Source organism: Thermodesulfobacteriota bacterium, from assembly GCA_040756475.1.
Classification (GTDB): Bacteria; Desulfobacterota; Deferrisomatia; order Deferrisomatales; family JACRMM01; genus JBFLZB01.
On record JBFLZB010000105.1, the window covers coordinates 1 to 16129 of the forward strand.

General features: G+C 67.5%; 14 protein-coding genes. 8 read left to right on the top strand and 6 right to left on the bottom strand.

Translation table 11 applies throughout. The features are described from left to right. Window positions 1-42 precede the first annotated feature (42 nt). From AB1578_14835 to AB1578_14860, 6 genes are all read right to left on the bottom strand, one after another. Window positions 43-1236 (bottom strand): acetyl-CoA C-acyltransferase, encoded by a 1194-nt coding sequence (locus AB1578_14835; protein ID MEW6489181.1) that lies wholly within the window; start codon window positions 1234-1236, stop codon window positions 43-45. Between the two features lie 85 nt (window positions 1237-1321). Further along, on the bottom strand, window positions 1322-1771 hold the full coding sequence (locus AB1578_14840; GenBank protein ID MEW6489182.1) for a GNAT family N-acetyltransferase: 450 nt from the start codon (window positions 1769-1771) through the stop codon (window positions 1322-1324). A gap of 194 nt (window positions 1772-1965) precedes the next feature. Further along, a complete protein-coding gene (locus tag AB1578_14845; protein ID MEW6489183.1) occupies window positions 1966-2241 on the bottom strand; it encodes a hypothetical protein in 276 nt (91 codons plus the stop codon). Between the two features lie 93 nt (window positions 2242-2334). Then, window positions 2335-2616: a 4Fe-4S dicluster domain-containing protein gene (locus AB1578_14850; GenBank protein ID MEW6489184.1), complete on the bottom strand. Its 282-nt coding sequence runs from the start codon at window positions 2614-2616 to the stop codon at window positions 2335-2337. Window positions 2617-2807: 191 nt separating this feature from the next. After that, window positions 2808-3677, bottom strand: coding sequence for a benzoyl-CoA reductase, bzd-type, subunit Q (gene bzdQ / locus AB1578_14855; GenBank protein ID MEW6489185.1), 870 nt, complete (start codon window positions 3675-3677; stop codon window positions 2808-2810). A 63-nt stretch (window positions 3678-3740) separates the two neighbouring features. Continuing rightward, entirely contained in the window at window positions 3741-4517 is a 777-nt protein-coding gene (locus AB1578_14860) for an acyl-CoA dehydratase activase (GenBank protein ID MEW6489186.1), read from the bottom strand. Window positions 4518-5163: 646 nt separating this feature from the next. Here AB1578_14860 and AB1578_14865 point away from each other — a divergent pair. The 8 genes from AB1578_14865 to AB1578_14900 all read left to right on the top strand — a co-directional run bounded on the left by AB1578_14865 (window position 5164) and on the right by AB1578_14900 (window position 15903). Then, window positions 5164-7158, top strand: a complete 1995-nt coding sequence (locus tag AB1578_14865; GenBank protein MEW6489187.1) for an aldehyde ferredoxin oxidoreductase N-terminal domain-containing protein — start codon at window positions 5164-5166, stop codon at window positions 7156-7158. 32 nt (window positions 7159-7190) lie between these two features. Next, window positions 7191-7745 (top strand): (4Fe-4S)-binding protein, encoded by a 555-nt coding sequence (locus AB1578_14870; GenBank protein ID MEW6489188.1) that lies wholly within the window; start codon window positions 7191-7193, stop codon window positions 7743-7745. Between the two features lie 8 nt (window positions 7746-7753). Continuing rightward, a complete protein-coding gene (locus AB1578_14875; protein MEW6489189.1) occupies window positions 7754-8905 on the top strand; it encodes a (Fe-S)-binding protein in 1152 nt (383 codons plus the stop codon). Window positions 8906-9027: 122 nt separating this feature from the next. Then, window positions 9028-12045: an FAD-dependent oxidoreductase gene (locus tag AB1578_14880; GenBank protein ID MEW6489190.1), complete on the top strand. Its 3018-nt coding sequence runs from the start codon at window positions 9028-9030 to the stop codon at window positions 12043-12045. Window positions 12046-12084: 39 nt separating this feature from the next. Beyond that, window positions 12085-12846, top strand: a complete 762-nt coding sequence (locus AB1578_14885; protein ID MEW6489191.1) for a hydrogenase iron-sulfur subunit — start codon at window positions 12085-12087, stop codon at window positions 12844-12846. A gap of 34 nt (window positions 12847-12880) precedes the next feature. Continuing rightward, window positions 12881-13333: an NAD(P)H-dependent oxidoreductase subunit E gene (locus AB1578_14890; GenBank protein ID MEW6489192.1), complete on the top strand. Its 453-nt coding sequence runs from the start codon at window positions 12881-12883 to the stop codon at window positions 13331-13333. A gap of 9 nt (window positions 13334-13342) precedes the next feature. Then, window positions 13343-15283 (top strand): NADH-ubiquinone oxidoreductase-F iron-sulfur binding region domain-containing protein, encoded by a 1941-nt coding sequence (locus tag AB1578_14895; GenBank protein ID MEW6489193.1) that lies wholly within the window; start codon window positions 13343-13345, stop codon window positions 15281-15283. Further along, complete coding sequence (locus tag AB1578_14900; protein MEW6489194.1) at window positions 15283-15903, top strand: 2Fe-2S iron-sulfur cluster-binding protein; 621 nt, start codon at window positions 15283-15285, stop codon at window positions 15901-15903. Before AB1578_14895 ends, AB1578_14900 begins: the two co-directional genes overlap by 1 nt. The last annotated feature ends 226 nt before the right edge of the window (window positions 15904-16129 follow it).

Genomic DNA, 16129 nt, shown 5'->3' on the forward strand with positions numbered 1-16129 from the left:
GACCCGTCCGACTGGTCAGACGGGTCCGACCTGTCCATCGAATCAGCTTTCACGCCGAATGATCATCGCCATGGTGGAGCCGCCCCCGCCGCAGATGGAGGCGACGCCCAGCTCTTTGTCCAGACCCTTGAGGGCGTGGTAAAGGGTCACGAGGATGCGCGCCCCGGAGCACCCGGTGGGGTGGCCCAGCGCGATGGCGCCCCCGTGCACGTTGAGCTTTGCCCGGTCCCACCCGAGCATGCGCTCGTTGGCCAGGATCTGGGCGGCAAAGGCCTCGTTGACCTCGATGAGGTCCATGTCCGCAAGGGCCATCCCGGCCCGCTCCAGCGCCCGGGGAATGGCCACGCCGGGGCCCTCGCCCATGACCGTGCCGTCCACGGCGGTCTGGGTGTAAGAGGCCACGGAGAAGAGCGGCTTGACCCCCCGGCGGGCCGCCTGCTCGCGGGTCATGGCCACGAGGAACGCCGCGCCGTCGGTGAGCCCGCAGGCGTTGCCCGCAGTGACGAGGCCGTCCTTCTTGAAGGCCCCGGGGAGCTTGGCCATTTGCTCGGCGGTGGCTCCGTAGCGGATGGACTCGTCCTTGTCGAAGACCACGTCGGGGGCCTTCTTTCCCCCGGGGATCACCACGGGGGTGATCTCGGCGTCGAACCACCCGTTCTTCTGGGCGGCCTCGGCCTTCTGGTGGCTTGCGGCAGCGAACTCGTCCATCTCCGCCCGGGTGAGCTGGTACTTCTCTACCAGGTTCTCGGCGGTCAGCCCCATGGAGAGGTCGGCAACCGGATCGTGGGAGTCGGTCCAGCCGTCCTCCAGGGTCACCGGCCCCATGCGGAAGCCCTGCCACCGGTACCCCTTCACCAGGTGGGGGATGGTGGACATGCTCTCCATGCCCCCGCACAGCACCACCTCGGCCTGGCCCACCTGGATGAGCTGGGTGGCGAGGCTCACGGCCTTCATGCCCGCGGGACAGGCCTTGTTGATGGTCACGCCCGGGGTCTGGGGACCGCACCCCCCCTTGAGGGCCGCCGTGCGACCCGGGTTCACGAAGTTCCCCGCCTGGCGGCACGAGCCGACGATGGCGTCCTCCACCTCCTCGCCGGCCACGTTGGCCCGCTTGAGGGCCTCGCGGATGGGAAACGAGGCGATGTCGTAGACCTTCAAGTCCTTCAGGGTCCCCCCGAACTTGCCCATGGGGGTGCGAACGGCGCTGACGAAGACCACATCGTTGAGCTCTCTCACGGCGTCACCTCTCTTGGAAACCGGGTGGTGGACGAACGGAATGACCGACGGGATGACCCCGACTCGGGGGCGGTCCCTTGCGCAGTTAGAGCACCGGGCACTCGAGACTCAGGCGCCGGCTGGGTACGAAGCCCATGTTCCCGAAGAACTTGAGCAACCCGAACTCCTTCCAGTCCACGATGGTGTAGATCTTCTCCACCTTGGCCACCTTCATGTTGGCCCGGAACTGGTCGAAGAGCGCACTGCCCAGGCCGTGGTCCTGGAAGGCCGGTTCCACCCCCAGGGTGTCCACCACGGCCGAGGTCTCGGGAATCCCGAACTCCCCGAAGAACAGCGTCCCCATCAGGAACCCCACGACCGCGCCGTCCACCTCGGCCACGAGCGACGCGTTGAGCTGGGCGCCAAACTGGGTCGAGACCTCGATCCGGTAGCGGTAGTACTCGGGCCGTGCGCTGCCGGTGATCTTCTCGTCAATGGCGGCGACGGCCCCCAGGTCCTGGGGCCTCATCACCCGAACGACGGCCTCTACGCCCATGGGGGTGCTCCTCTGCGGCGGGCTGCGCTGGCAACAGGCGCTTGCGGAAAGGCGTTTCCCCGCGAAGGCACCAAGACACCCAGAAAGGGCAGGCACGCGGCGGACCCGGCGCAGGATCGGGCGGCGCGGGTCCGTAGGCAGGCAACGGCCTTGGTGTCTTCGTGTCTTGGCGGCGGATATACCCGTCCCTCGTGCTAGAACAGTTCCTCGCCCTCATCCGGCGCGCCGGCCTTCTCCCGGGTATAGATCACCTGGTAGCGGTGCGGGTCTTCTCCCGCCTCCAGGCACGCGGTGCAGGCGGCGGCACCTTCGCCGACGCCCTCTCGCAGCACCGGCACCAGGAGCACCTCGTACCCCAGGCTCCGGTAGGCCGCCACGGCCTCGCCGAGCCGGGGCTCCGAGGCGACGCTGCGGCGCTGCCAGCCTTCCGCGCGAAGCCGGCCCGGATCGAAGGTCTCGTTCTCGCCCACCGTTCCTCGATTCCTCCGGTGCTCTCGATGGAGACCGGGCCGCGTGGTGCCCCGTCCGGATGGTGCCCGAGAACCAAGCCTGCCCGCGCCTGCCTACCAGCTGTGGGAGACCGCGTCAAAGAGGCACGCCGCCACGCAGGGGAGGGGTCCTCGTCCCCGGGTGGGCTTGCACTCGGAGCACTCGGCTTCGAGCCTTCGGCGTACGTCCTCCCGGATCGCCACGACCGTCTCGCCGTAGGGATCCTCTTCCTCCCGGAAGAGGCCCCGGGGGCAGGCCGCCATGCAGGGCCGCTCCCCGCAGCCGGCACAGCGCCCCGCGTCGATGGTGACATAGAACTCCCCCCGGGCGTCCCGGTAGCCGTAATGGGCGATCACGGGGGGTGGCCTGTTGCGCGTTGCGCGTTGCGCGTGGGTCCCTTGGCTATTTGCCGGGCAGTGAGCATCTCATGGGCCTGTCGGACTTCACGCTTCACGGGGTCTCCCCGGCATCGCTTCATGGGACCTATGGGACCTATGGGAGAAACCCCCGTAATCCCCTTCACGTCTCACGTCTCACGTCTCACTTCTCACTTCTTCACGTGCAGCGTGTGGGCGAAGAGGGCGGCGCCCAGGGCGCCGGCAATCTGGGTATCGAAGGCGGTCTTCCGGCTCTCCACTCCGAGGATCTCCTCGATGCGGCGGACCACTCCGGCATTCTTGGAGATCCCCCCGGTGACGAAGAACTCCGGCTCCACGCCGATCCGCTCCAGGAGCGCGGCGACCCGCTCGGCCATGGCGCGGCAGTAGGCCGCGATGACCTTGTTCTTGGTCCAGCCGTCCTTGAGCCGGGCCATGGCCTCGCTCTTGGCGAAGACCACGCACACGTCCGAGACCGGGGGCGGCTCCTCGTCGATGTCGAAGGACCGGGGGCCGAGCTCCTCGATGGGCACCTCCAGCAGATCGGCGATCACCTCCATGCCCCGGCCCGTGCCGGCCGCGCACTTGTCGTTCATGAGAAAGTTGGTGACCTTGCCCCGCTCGTCGATGTGGATCGCCTTGCAGTCCTGGCCCCCCATGTCGAGGATCGTCCGCACGCCCGCCCCGCCCATGTAGTGGGCGCCCAGCCCGTGACAGGCGATCTCGGTGATGGCCTTGTCGGCAAACGGGATGTTCACTCTGCCGTACCCGGTGCCGACGGTGAAGTGGATGTCGTCGAGCTTCAGGCCGGTCTTCTCGAAGAGCCCCTGCATCGCCCGCTGGGCAGACTCGGGCGAGTTGCCGCCGGTACGCACCGTGTTGTAGGCGTAGAGTTCTGCGTCCAGGCACACCACCGACTGGGAGCTCACGCTGCCCACGTCGATCCCCTGGGTGATGACGCGCGCGTCCTGCCAGGTCCGGTCGGGGTCGGTCCAGGACTCCTCCTTCCACCTCCAGAACTCCCGCGTCGGTTCGCTCATGGCTCGGTTTCCTCCCTGCTCGCCGACCCCCTTGGGGAGGAGGGGCGGCGGCGGGGCTCTTCGTCAGGCGGAACGCTCGGCTGCGACGGCGGCCGCGCCCAGCGCCGCCGCGAACTCCGGGTGCTCTGGAATCCGGATGGTCTCCACGTCCAGGTGTTCCCGCAGGCAGCGCACGAACCCCGGGTTGTAGGCCAGGCCGCCCAGGAGGGCCACCTCGCCCTCGATCTTGACCCGGCGCACCATGGAGGCGACGCGGTTGGCGATGGCGTCGTGGACCGCCCGGGCGATGTCCCTGCGGTCCGCGCCCGAGTGGATGAGGGAGACGACCTCGCTCTCGGCGAACACCGTGCATTGGGCGTTCATGGAGATCCGCGCCGAGCTCTCCAGGCTCTTCTCGCCGAACTCCTTGAGCGTCATGCCTAGAGCCCGGGCCATTGACTCGGTAAACGCCCCCGAGCCGGCGGCGCACTTGTCGTTGACCGCCGAGTCCACCACCCTGCCCCGGCCATCGGTCTTGATGCCCCGGCTCTCCTCGGCCCCCACCTCCACCACGGTTGTCACGCCGGGGCACAGAAGGTTCGCGCCCCGGGCCGTCGCGGTGACGTCGGTCACCGTGGAGTCCGCGAAGGCCAGCAGGTTGCGCCCGCCCCCGGTGGCCGTCACGTGCACCAGGTCTGCCCGCTTCAGCCCCGCCTGCTTCAGGGCGCCGGCCAGCAACTCCCCAGCGACCACGTTGGGCTCGAAGCCCGCCGGTCCCGCCGCCCGTGCGGCGACCGCGCCGTCTGCCAGCACCACGACCTTGATGCTCTTGTTCCCCACGTCGACGCCGGAAGTGACCATGAAGCCTCGAAACCTCTCTCCTCGCCGTCTTGCGGTGCGGGTCGTCGCGGGGTCGACCGGGCTCTCCCCGGCACAGGGGCGCCGGGTCGGCGGTGGAACGTCCCGAACGGGGCCAGAGCAAGTGCCGTGCCAGTCGGCCCGACCACCCCCGAGGGAAGCCGGGGGCTGCGATGGGTGGCGCGGGCCCCCAACGCCCGCGTCCCCGAATCGCGGCCCGCCGGCGCGTATCGCACGCGAATTTCGGATAAACCTTCACCGGCGGCGCGGTGAAGAATGACTCCGAAATCGGGGCACACGGCGGAGTACTCGGGGCGGCCCGGGGTGCGGCCCGCCGGAATACGTGCCTTGCCCCGGGGGGAGAGGCCGGGGAGAAGATCGGGGAGGTCTCCCGGGGAACCGCCCGACTCCCGAGTCCTCGGGAGGGGCTCCGGGGGTTGCCTTCCCTCCCGGTTCTGCCCGTTGGTGACGGTTTTGGCATGCTCCTTGCTGGGGGTCTTGCCCGGAGCACAGGGTCCGCCGGAAGGTCCGCCCCGCTGCCGCCCCACGGCGGCCGCCGGTCCTGGGTAGAGGCGCCCCCCGGCGTGCCCCTGGACGCGAACGCGGCGACTCGCATGGTTCGGGATCCCATCATGGAAGAGGTCAGACGATGAGATACGCAGAAACCGGGTACAACCTCGAGGTCGACCTGTCGCGGGGCAGCATCGACCGGGTGGAAACCGATCCCAAGGACACCGAGCTGTATCTGGGCGGACTGGGAACCAACGCCAAGATCATCTGGGAGCGCGTCCCTCCGGAGGTCGAGCCCTTCTCCGAGGACAACCTGCTGATCTTCAGCGCCGGGCTCCTGTGCGGCACCCCGGCCACCGGCTGCAACCGCACGATCGTCTCGACGATCTCGCCCCAGACCCGGCTCTTCGCCTTCTCGATGATGGGCGGGTTCCTCGCCCCCGAACTCAAGTACGCGGGCTACGACAAGGTGATCATCCGGGGCAAATCCCCCGACCTCGTCTACCTGTGGATCCACAACGACAAGGTGGAGATCCGCGACGCCTCCCACCTGCGGGGCAAGGGCGCCATCGAGACCGCCACTCTCATCCAGAAGGAGCTCAACGAGCCCAACGCCCAGGTGGCGGCCATCGGCATGGCCGGGGAGAACCGGGTCTACTTCGCCTCCATCGAGCAGAGCCGCTCGAGCGCGAGCCGGGGCGGCATCGGCGCCGTGATGGGCGACAAGGGGCTCAAGGCCATCGTCGTGCGCGGAACCAAGGACATCAACGTGGCGCGTCCCGAGGAGTACATGGGCCTCGTGGACGAGGTAATGCAGTACATCAAGTTCCGGGCCGAGAACCCGGTCCCGGGGGTCATGCCGATCCTGGCGGGGCTGGGCTCGCCGCAGGAGATGAAGGTCCACGACGAGAAGTGGCACACCGAGAACTTCATGTGGGGCAACTCCCGGGTCCGCCGGAAGGACTTCTGGACCGAGGAGATCGAGAAAGAGTGGACCGCCACCATGGAGAAGATGCAGCGGCGGCTGATCAGCTGCTACAACTGCCCCATGACGTGCGGCGCCACCATCCAGCCCCCGGGCAAGCCCACCTACATGATGAAGTGCTTCTCGAAGCTCACCTACACCATGGCGGCGTTCTCGGACCTGGAGTTCGGCCTGGGCATCGCCCAGAGCGCCACCGAGTACGGGGTGGACGGCTTCTCGGCCCCCCAGGTGATGGCCTTCGCCCTCGAGCTCTACGAGAAGGGCATCCTCACCGACGAGGACTTCCCCGGCATGCCCGCCGACAACGAGGGCCGGTTCGAGTGGCTGCTCGACCGGATCGTGCGCCGGGAGGGCATCGGTGACGTGCTGGCCAACGGCACCTACTGGGCGGCCCAGCAGATCGGCAAGGGCGCGGAGGAGTTCGCCCACAACAACATCAAGAAACACGAGCAGCTTCCCCTGAAGCTCTCGATGCTCAATCCCATCTACTTTCTGATGTACTCGACGGGTGAGAAGATGAACATCACCCAGATCGAGGGGCAGTTCCCCCAGGCGCCTTTCATGACGGTGGAGGAGCGTGAGGCCTTCGTGAAGGACTGGTTCCAGGTTCCCGACGACAAGTTCAAGCAGATCCTGCTCGAATGGGAGCCGCGGGGCGAGAAGTCCATGCCGTTCTTCCCCACCGTCGAGATGTGCTGCGACATCGTCGACTGGCAGGAGAAGATGCACTACATCGACGACGCGCTGGGCATGTGCGCCGGCCTCTCGTCGTTCCCGCTCAAGCCCCCCTACCACATCCACAACTACCCGAAGTTCATCTCGGCCGGGGCCGGGTTCGAGATGGACGAGGAAAAGCTCACCCAGGCGGTCAAGCGGTACCGGACGCTGGTGCGGGCGAACAACATCCGCCGGGGCATGCGCCGCAAGGACGACAAGCCGCCGGCAAACCACTGGAAGAAGCGGTTCCCGGAGCTCGAGGAACAGCTCCTGACCAGCTATTACAAGCTCAAGGGCTGGAACGAGGATGGCATTCCCACCGAAGAGAGCCTGCGAGAGCTCGGCCTGGACTACGTGGCCGACGAGTTCCTGGAGAAGGGCATCTGGAAGAGCGGCACCGGCGACGCCCCCCAGGAGGCTGCGGCGCAGTAAACCGTTGGAACGTCGAAGAGGTGGAGTCCGCCATGGCTGAACCGAAGAAGAAGACCAAGACCGTCAAGAGAATCCACGTCGACGCGGACAAGTGCAACGGCTGCCGCGCCTGCGAGGTGGCCTGCTCCGCGTTCCACGCGGCGCCCAAGTACAGCGGCAACAACCCTGCGCGCTCCCGGGTCCGGGTGCTCCGCAAGCCCCTGGAAGACGTGTACGTCCCCGTCTACGCGGGGGAGTACACGCCCGCCGAGTGCATGGGGCGCAACACCTACACGATCGACGGCAAGGAGTACGACGAGTGCGCCCTGTGCCGGGCCTCCTGCCCCTCCCGGGACCTCTTCAAGGAGCCCGACTCCGGCCTGCCGTTGAAGTGCGACATGTGCGAGAGCGTGCCCCAGCTCGAAGAGCCCCTGTGCGTCAAGTGGTGCATGGTGGGCGCGCTCAAGTACGAGGAGCGCGAGGTGGAGGTCGACGAGGACGAGCAGCCAAAGCCCGAAGAGGTCGAGATCGGGCTCGAAGCCCTGGTGGACAGGTTCGGGCTGCAGAAGGTGCAGGACACCGTGGCCCGCCTCTCCAGGAAGAGCTGAGGACGCCCGTGGAGAACGTAGCCGACTACAAAGAGATCTCCGATCTCATCAAACAAAACGGCGGCGACAACTTCAAGTACTGCTACCAGTGCGGGCTGTGCGATGCGGTGTGCCCGTGGAACCGGGTGCGGCAGTTCAGCATCCGGAAGATCGTGCGGCAGGGCTCGTTCGGCATGACGGAGATCGAGAACGAGGAGATCTGGCGCTGCACCACCTGCGGCACCTGCCCGGAGCGCTGCCCCCGCGACGTGCGGCAGATCGAGTCGGGCGTAGCACTTCGCCGCATCGCCACGGAGTACGGGGTCTTCCCGGAGAACGTGCGGCCCGTGCGCGCCGCGAGCGGCAACCTGAGCACCGCCGGCAACCCCTTCGGCGAGCCGCGGGAGAAGCGGGCGGATTGGGGCAAGGAGCTCGGCGTCAAGCCCTTCGAGAAGGGGATGGAGGTCCTCTACTTCAGCGGCTGCTACCTGAGCTACGACAAGCGGCTGCGCAGGGTGGCGGCTGCCACCGCCCGGGTGCTCCAGAAGGCCGGGGTCTCCTTCGGCATCCTGGGCACGAAGGAAAACTGCTGCGGCGAGAGCATCCGCAAGGCGGGCGACGAGGAGGTGTTCAAGCGCCTGGCCAAGGAGAACATCAAGACCTTCGTGGACAACGACGTGAAGAAGGTCCTGGTCTCCTCCCCCCACTGCTACCACACCTTCAAGAACGAGTACCCGGAGTTCATGGTCCACTTCGAGGTGGTCCACGTAAACCAGTTCCTGAACGAGCTCCTGGAGTCCGGCCGGTTGGAAATCACGGGGGAGTTCGCCAAGACCGTCACCTACCACGACCCCTGCTATCTGGGCCGGCACAACGGGATCTATGAAGAGCCGCGCCAGGTGCTCCGGAAGGTGCGGGGCCTCAAGCTCACCGAGATGCCCGACAGCCGAGAGGACAGCCTGTGCTGCGGGGGCGGCGGAGGGCGCATCTGGATGGACACCCCCCGGGGCGAGCGCTTCTCCGATTTGCGGGTCGTGCAGGCCGTGGAGACCGGCGCCCAGGTGCTGGCCACGTCGTGCCCCTACTGCATCACGATGTTGGAAGACAGCCGCCTGGGCCTGAAGGACGCCGACGCCCTCCAGGTGAAGGACATCATGGAGATTCTGGCGGAGGCGCTCTGACCCACCGGAAGCAGACGCACCGAACCCTGACGAGGCGATCGAACATGGCAGACGTACACGTGATCCACGGGCAGCCGAAGGACCTTCTCGCGAGCCGCAATCCCGGCGAGTTTGGCGACGTCATGGTGGTCGGGGGCGGGATCAGCGGCATCCAGTCGGCGCTGGATCTCAGCGCGGCCGGCTTCAAGGTCTACCTGGTCGAGAAGGGGCCGTCGATCGGGGGCCACATGGCCCAGCTCGACAAGACTTTCCCGACCAACGACTGCTCCATGTGAATACTCTCCCCCAAACTGGTCGAGGTCGGCCGGCAGCCTAATATCGAAGTCCTGACGTACACCGAAGTCCATCGCGTCGAAGGCGAGGCGGGAGACTTCCAGGTCACGCTCAAGAAGAAGCCGCGGTACATCGACGAGGACAAGTGCACGGGCTGCACCACGTGCGTCGAGTACTGTCCGGTGCAGTATCCCGACAAGTTCAACCAGGGGATCTCGCTCAACAAGGCCGTACACGTCTACTTCTCCCAGGCCATCCCGCTGATCACCTACATCGACGAGAGCTGTCTGTACCTGAAGGAGAAGAAGTGCGGCATCTGCAAGGCGGTGTGCCAGGCGGGTGCGGTCGACTTCACCCAGGAAGAGGAGAAGATCCAGGTGCGGGTGGGGGCCGTGGTGCTCTCCCCCGGCATCGCGCCCTTCGACCCCAAGGCGCTTCGGGAATACCGCTACGGCGAGTTCGCCAACGTGGTCACGAGCATGGACTACGAGCGGCTCATGTGCGCCACGGGCCCCTACGCGGGCGAGATCCTGCGGGGCTCGGACCAGAAGCACCCGAGAAAGCTCGCGTGGATCCAGTGCGTGGGCTCCCGGTCGGTGCGCGACGGGGCCAACAGCTACTGCTCCTCGGTGTGCTGCACCTACACGCAAAAACAGGTGATCCTCACCAAGGAGCACGACGCCGAGGCCTCCTGCACGGTCTTCCACAACGACATCCGAGCCTATGGCAAGGACTTCGAGCGCTACTACCAGAAGGCCGCCGAGCTCTCCGACGTGCGCTTCTTCCGCAGCTACGTGTCCGTCGTCCGGGAGGACCCGAAGACGAAGAACGTGACGATCCGGTACACCGTGCCGGGGGAGGGCGTGAAGGACGAAGAGTTCGACATGGTGGTCCTCTCCGTCGGGCTCAACCCCCCGGCGGACGCGTACGACCTGTCGCACAAGTTCGGCGTCGCGCTCAACAGTCACGGGTTTGCGTCGGCGACCCCCGCCAACCCCATGCAGACGACCCGGCCCGGGGTCTTCGTGAGCGGCGCCTTCCAGGGCCCCACCGACATCCCCGAGTCGGTCTTCACCGCGAGCGCCGCCGGGTCCCAGGTCGGAGAGTTCCTCGACTACCGCCGGGGCAAGCTCGCCGTCGAACGGGAGTACCCCCTGGAGCGCGACGTCTCGGCGGAGGAGCCCCGGATCGGCGTCTTCGTGTGCCACTGCGGGGCCAACATCGGCCGGATCGTGGGAGTGCCCTCGGCGGTGGAGTACGCCCGCACCCTGCCCAACGTGGTCCACGCCCAGGAGCAGCTCTTCTCCTGCGCGACCAACTCCGCCAAGGAGATCACCGACATCACCCGGGAAAAGGGGCTCAACCGGGTCGTGGTGGCCGCCTGCTCGCCGCGGACCCTCGAGGCGCTGTTTCGCGACACGGTGCGGGAGGCCGGGATCAACCAGTACTACTGCGAGATGGCCAACATCCGCGAGCACTGCTCGTGGGTGCACGCCAAGGAAAAGGAGAGCGCCACCGAGAAGGCCAAGGACATCATCCGCATGGCGGTGGCCCGGGCGGCCCACCTGGAGCCCCTCCAGGAGTTCGACCTCCCGGTGAACAAGGCGGCCCTGGTGGTGGGGGGCGGCGTGGCGGGCATGACGACGGCGCTCAGCATCGCCGAGCAGGGGCACCACGTGTACCTGCTGGAGAAGGAGTCCGACCTCGGAGGCACGGCGCGCCGCCTCCACTCCACCCTGTCGGGGATGGACGTCCAGGCCTTCGTCCGGGACCTGGTGGGCAAGGTCTACCGCCACCCGCTCGTCCACGTCACCGCGGAGGCGACCATCGCCGGCGCCACCGGGTACGTGGGGAACTTCGTGACCCGGGTGAAGGCGCGGGGCCGGGTCCAGGAAATCCGGCACGGAGTGACCGTGATCGCCACGGGGGCCGAGGAGCACCGGCCCACCGAGTACCTCTACGGCGAGGACGACCGGGTCCTGACCCAGCTGGAGGTGGAGGACGCCCTCGCCCGGGGCGACGAGCGGCTGCTTGCCTCCCAGTCGCTGGTGATGATCCAGTGCGTGGGGTGCCGGGAGCCCGACCGCAACTACTGCGCCCGGATCTGCTGCAGCCAGGCGGTGAAGAACGCCCTCGCGCTCAAGGAGCGCCGCCCCGAGATGGACATCTACGTCCTCTTCCGGGACATGCGCACCTACGGCTTCGCGGAGGACTACTACCGGGAGGCGTCCGGCAGGGACGTGAGGTTCATCCGCTACGAGCCCGAGAACAAGCCCAAGGTGGAAGCCGCGAACGCGGGGGGCCGCTCGGTGCTGCGCGTCACGGCGAGCGACCCGATCCTGGGTACGACCCTCGTCATCGACGCGGACACGGTGGCGCTCTCCGCGGCGGTCGTTCCGCGCCAGGACAACCGGGAGCTCGCCCAGCTCTTCCAGATCTCCCTGAGCCCCGACGCCTTCTTCAAGGAAGCCCACGTGAAGCTGCGCCCGGTGGAGTTCGCCACCGACGGCGTGTACCTGTGCGGCACGGCCCACTACCCCAAGAACCTCCAGGAGACCATCAACCAGGCCTACGGGGCGGCGGGCCGGGCGGTGGCGCTCCTCTCCCACGACACGGTGGTGGCCTCCGGCTCGGTGTGCGAGGTGGAGGAGAGCAAGTGCATCTCGTGCGGGGAGTGCGTGGCGGCGTGCAGCTACGGCGCGGTGGAGCTGCGCGAGACCGGGCGCGGCAAGAAGGCGTGCGTCAACCCGGTGCTCTGCAAGGGCGACGGCCTGTGCAACGCGGTATGCCCCACCGGGGCCATCTCGCTCAAACACTTCACCGACGAGGAGTTCCTGAGCCAGATCGACGCCGCCGTAGGCGAGTAAGAGACGACATCCATTCTCCAACACGGGAGGAGCGGTCGCATGAGCCAGAAATTCAAGGCCAAGATCCTCGGCTTCGTCTGCCACTGGTGAGGCTACGGGTCTGCGGACCTGGCTGGAGTTTCCAGACTACAGTACCGAACCGAGATCCGGCTCCTGCGCGTCATGTGTACGGGCAGGGTCGACCTTTCCTTCATCCTGCGCGCCTTCGCCAAGGGCGCCGACGGCGTCTTCATCGCCGGCTGCCGCTTGAACGAGTGCAACTACACCACCCACGGGAACTTCCATGCCCTGAGGATCTCCCACATCGGCAAGAGGCTCCTCCAGGCCATCGGGATCGACCCGGGGCGGCTGCGCATCGAGTTCATCTCCGGCTCGGAGGGCACCCGGTTCGTGGAGCACGTCAACGACTTCAGCGGCCAGATCTCCGAGCTGGGTCCCCTCTGGGGCGGCGAAGAGGCGGGCGGTTTCGCGCTGGCCCGCAAGCTGGAGGCGGCGACGAAGCTCGTCCCCTACATCAAGCTCTTGGAGCGGGAGCGGCTGCGGCTCCAGTTCCCCACCGAAGAGCAGTACGACGCCTTCTTTGCCGGGGAGGAGTTCGAGCGCCTGTTCCAGGAGACGGTGGGCGAAAAGCTCGCCATGAGCCAGATCGCGTCGCTGCTCCAGGAAAAGCCCCTCCCGGTGGGCGAGATCGCCAGCAGCCTGGGCCTGACGCCGTCGGAAGTGTCCCGGCATCTGAGCAGCTCCACCCGGCACGGACTGGTGCGCTACGACCCTGCGGCGAAGTGCTACGCGCCGGCGTGAAGGCTAGCTGACAGCTCTCTTAGGACGAAAACCCATGGACCTAGCGAGAATCGACCAGATCATCGACAAGCACGGCTGCGAGGAGAGCTCCCTCATCCAGGTCCTCCTCGACATCCAGGCCCAGAATCACTGGCTGCCCAAGGAAGCCCTGGAGCGGGTCGGCGAGCGGCTGCAAGTGCCCATGACGCGGATCCAGCACATCGCCACCTTCTACAAGGCCTTCAGCCTGGTTCCCAAGGGGCGCCACCGCGTCCACATCTGCGTGGGCACGGCCTGCCACGTCCGCGGGGCCCAGCGGGTGCTCGACACCGTGCAGGACGTCACCGGCATCCGGCCCGGAGAAACCGACCTGGACCTGCGCTTCAGCCTGGAGACCGTCAACTGCCTGGGCTGCTGCGCGCTCGGGCCGGTGATGGAGATCGACGGGAAGACCCACGGGAAGGTGACTCCGGGGGAAACCGCAGAAGTGCTGCGCAACTACGACTAAGGAACGGGCATGGCACGGATAGGTTCACCGGCCGAGTTGGAAGAGCTGAGAAAGGGCATCCTCGCCACCCGGGACCCGAGCAAGCGCTGCATCACCCTGTGCTCGGGCTCCGCCTGCCTCGCGTGCGGCTGCAAGGAGGTGGCGGCGGCCCTCGACGAGGAGATCGCCCGGCGCGGACTGGGGGGCGAGGTGGAGGTGCGCAGGACCGGCTGCCACGGGTTTTGCGAGCGGGGCCCCATCATCGTCATCCACCCCGACGAGACTTGCTACCTGCAGATCAAGCCGGAAGACGTGCCCGAGATCGTGGAGAAGACGGTGGGGGGGGGTGGCCTGGTGGAGCGCCTGCTCTACGAGGACCCGGCCACCGGCGAGAAGATCGCCCACGAGGCGGAAATTCCCTTCTACCGGTACCAGAAGCGGCTCGTCTTCGGCGGCAACGGGAGCATCGACCCCAAGAGCATCCACGACTACCTCGCCCAGGGGGGCTACTCGGCCCTGGCCAAGGCCCTCACGGGGATGACCCCCGAGGGGGTGCTGGAGGAGGTGAAGGCCGCGAACCTGCGGGGCCGGGGGGGCGGCGGATTTCCCGCGGGCACCAAGTGGGAGGGGTCTCGCAAGGCCCCCGGCGAGCCCAAGTACGTGATCGTCAACGCCGACGAGGGAGACCCCGGGGCCTACATGGACCGCAGCCTCCTGGAGGGCAATCCCCACTGCGTCCTCGAGGGGCTCGCCATCGGCGGGTACGCCGTGGGCGCGCAGGAGGGCTACATCTACGTGCGCCAGGAGTATCCCCTGGCGGTGGAGAACGTGCACCTGGCGATCCGCACGGCCGAGGAGCACGGCCTCCTGGGGAAGAACATCCTGGGCTCGGGCTTCGACTTCACGGTGAAGGTGCACCAGGGGGCCGGCGCGTTCGTGTGCGGGGAGTCCACGGCGCTCATGACGGCCCTGGAGGGCCGGGTGGGGGAGCCGCGCCCCAAGTACATCCGCTCCAACATCAAGGGCCTGTGGGACCGGCCCAGCGTGCTCAACAACGTGGAGACCTGGGCCAACGTGCCGCTCATCATCAACGGGGGCGCCGAGAAGTTCACCCAGCTCGGCACCGCGGGGAGCAAGGGGACCAAGATCTTCTCCCTGGTGGGGAAGATCACCAACACGGGTCTGGTGGAAGTGCCCATGGGCATGCCCCTTCGGGACATCATCTTCAAGATCGGCGGGGGCATCCCGGGAGGAAAGAAGTTCAAGGCGGTGCAGACGGGCGGCCCCTCGGGAGGGTGCATCCCCGAGCACCTGCTCGACCTGCCGGTGGGGTTCGACGAGCTCGCCGAGGCCGGCTCGATGATGGGCTCGGGCGGCATGATCGTCATGGACGAAGAAACCTGCATGGTGGACGTGGCCCGGTACTTCACGGCCTTCCTCACCGACGAGTCCTGCGGCAAGTGCGTCCCCTGCCGCGAGGGCCTCAAGCAGATGCTCAAGGTCCTGACCCGCATCACCGAGGGCCGGGGTCGCGACGGGGACATCGAGCTCCTCCAGACCCTCTCGGAGACGGCCACCGAGGGTGCGCTGTGCGCGCTGGGCAAGACCGGCCCCAATCCCTTCCTGAGCACGCTCCACTACTTCCGCCAGGAGTACGAGGCCCACATCCGGGAGAGGCGCTGCCCCGCCCTCGCCTGCAAGGAGCTCATCGCCTTCTACATCGACCCGGAAAAGTGCCAGGCCTGCGGGAGCTGCCGGCGCAAGTGCCCCTCCGAGGCCATCACCGGCGCAAAGAACCTCATCCATATCGTGGACCAGGAAAAGTGCACCAAGTGTGGGACCTGCATCGAGGCCTGTCCCCCGCGCTTTGCCGCCGTGAGGAAGCTCTCGGGCGAGCCGGTGCCGCCCCCGGTGCCGGAAGACCAGCGAACCATCGAGAGAAAGAGCAAGCGAGAGAAGGAGCAATCGTGATGCGTGAGATCCGCTTGCAGATCGACGGCAGGGAGGTGGCCGCCACCGAGGGCATGACGCTGCTCCAGGCGGCCCACGGCGCGGGCATCTCCATCCCGACCCTGTGCCACCACGAGAAGCTCGAGCCCTTCGGGAGCTGCCGGCTGTGCCTCGTGGAGGTGGAGAGCCGGGGCCGCACCAACCGCGTGGCGAGCTGCGTCTATCCGGTGGAGAACCAGCTCGTGGTGCGCACCCGGTCCGAGACCCTGGACCGGATCCGCAAGACGATCCTCGAGATGTACCTGGCCCACGCCCCCGACTCTCCCCGGCTCGAGGCCCTGGCCGGTGTGTATGGGGCCGACCGGGACCGGTTCGAGAAGGAGAACTCCTTCTGCATCCACTGCGGCCTGTGCGTGCGCTACTGCGCCGAGGTGAAGAAGAAGAACGCCGTGGGCTTCGTGGACCGGGGGCCCCGCAAGGAGATCGCCTTCGTCCCCGAGATCGCCGCGAAGGAGTGCTGGGACTGCAAGGAGTGCTTCCCCCTGTGCCCCACCGAGGCGCTCCAGGCGGCCTACGTCTTCGTGGAAGCCGTGAAGTTCCCCCGTGCGGGTGCGGCGGGGTCGGAGCTCGGCGGCGCGTAGCGGCACAGCCCCCCCGGCGAGGCTCCTCGCCCACCCTGTAGGAGCCGCCGCAGGCCGGCCCTTCCAGCCGCTACGTCGGGGCGAGCCCCGACCTACGGACTGGGTTTGGGTCGGGCAGGGACGCCTCGCCGAGGCGTCCGTCCGGGCCCGTCGGGGCCACCACCCAAGAGCGCGGCGCGTTCGGCGAACGCGCCCCACCCTCCGACGTCACCCGAGAAGGGAACAA

Excerpts from the sequence above, each read along its gene's own strand:
- AB1578_14840 (MEW6489182.1), bottom strand. The coding sequence starts at position 1,771 with ATGGGCGTAGAGGCCGTCGTTCGGGTGATGAGGCCCCAGGACCTGGGG.
- bzdQ (MEW6489185.1), bottom strand. The coding sequence starts at position 3,677 with ATGAGCGAACCGACGCGGGAGTTCTGGAGGTGGAAGGAGGAGTCCTGG.
- AB1578_14860 (MEW6489186.1), bottom strand. The coding sequence starts at position 4,517 with ATGGTCACTTCCGGCGTCGACGTGGGGAACAAGAGCATCAAGGTCGTG.
- AB1578_14865 (MEW6489187.1), top strand. The coding sequence starts at position 5,164 with ATGAGATACGCAGAAACCGGGTACAACCTCGAGGTCGACCTGTCGCGG.
- AB1578_14870 (MEW6489188.1), top strand. The coding sequence starts at position 7,191 with ATGGCTGAACCGAAGAAGAAGACCAAGACCGTCAAGAGAATCCACGTC.
- AB1578_14890 (MEW6489192.1), top strand. The coding sequence starts at position 12,881 with ATGGACCTAGCGAGAATCGACCAGATCATCGACAAGCACGGCTGCGAG.
- AB1578_14895 (MEW6489193.1), top strand. The coding sequence starts at position 13,343 with ATGGCACGGATAGGTTCACCGGCCGAGTTGGAAGAGCTGAGAAAGGGC.
- AB1578_14900 (MEW6489194.1), top strand. The coding sequence starts at position 15,283 with ATGCGTGAGATCCGCTTGCAGATCGACGGCAGGGAGGTGGCCGCCACC.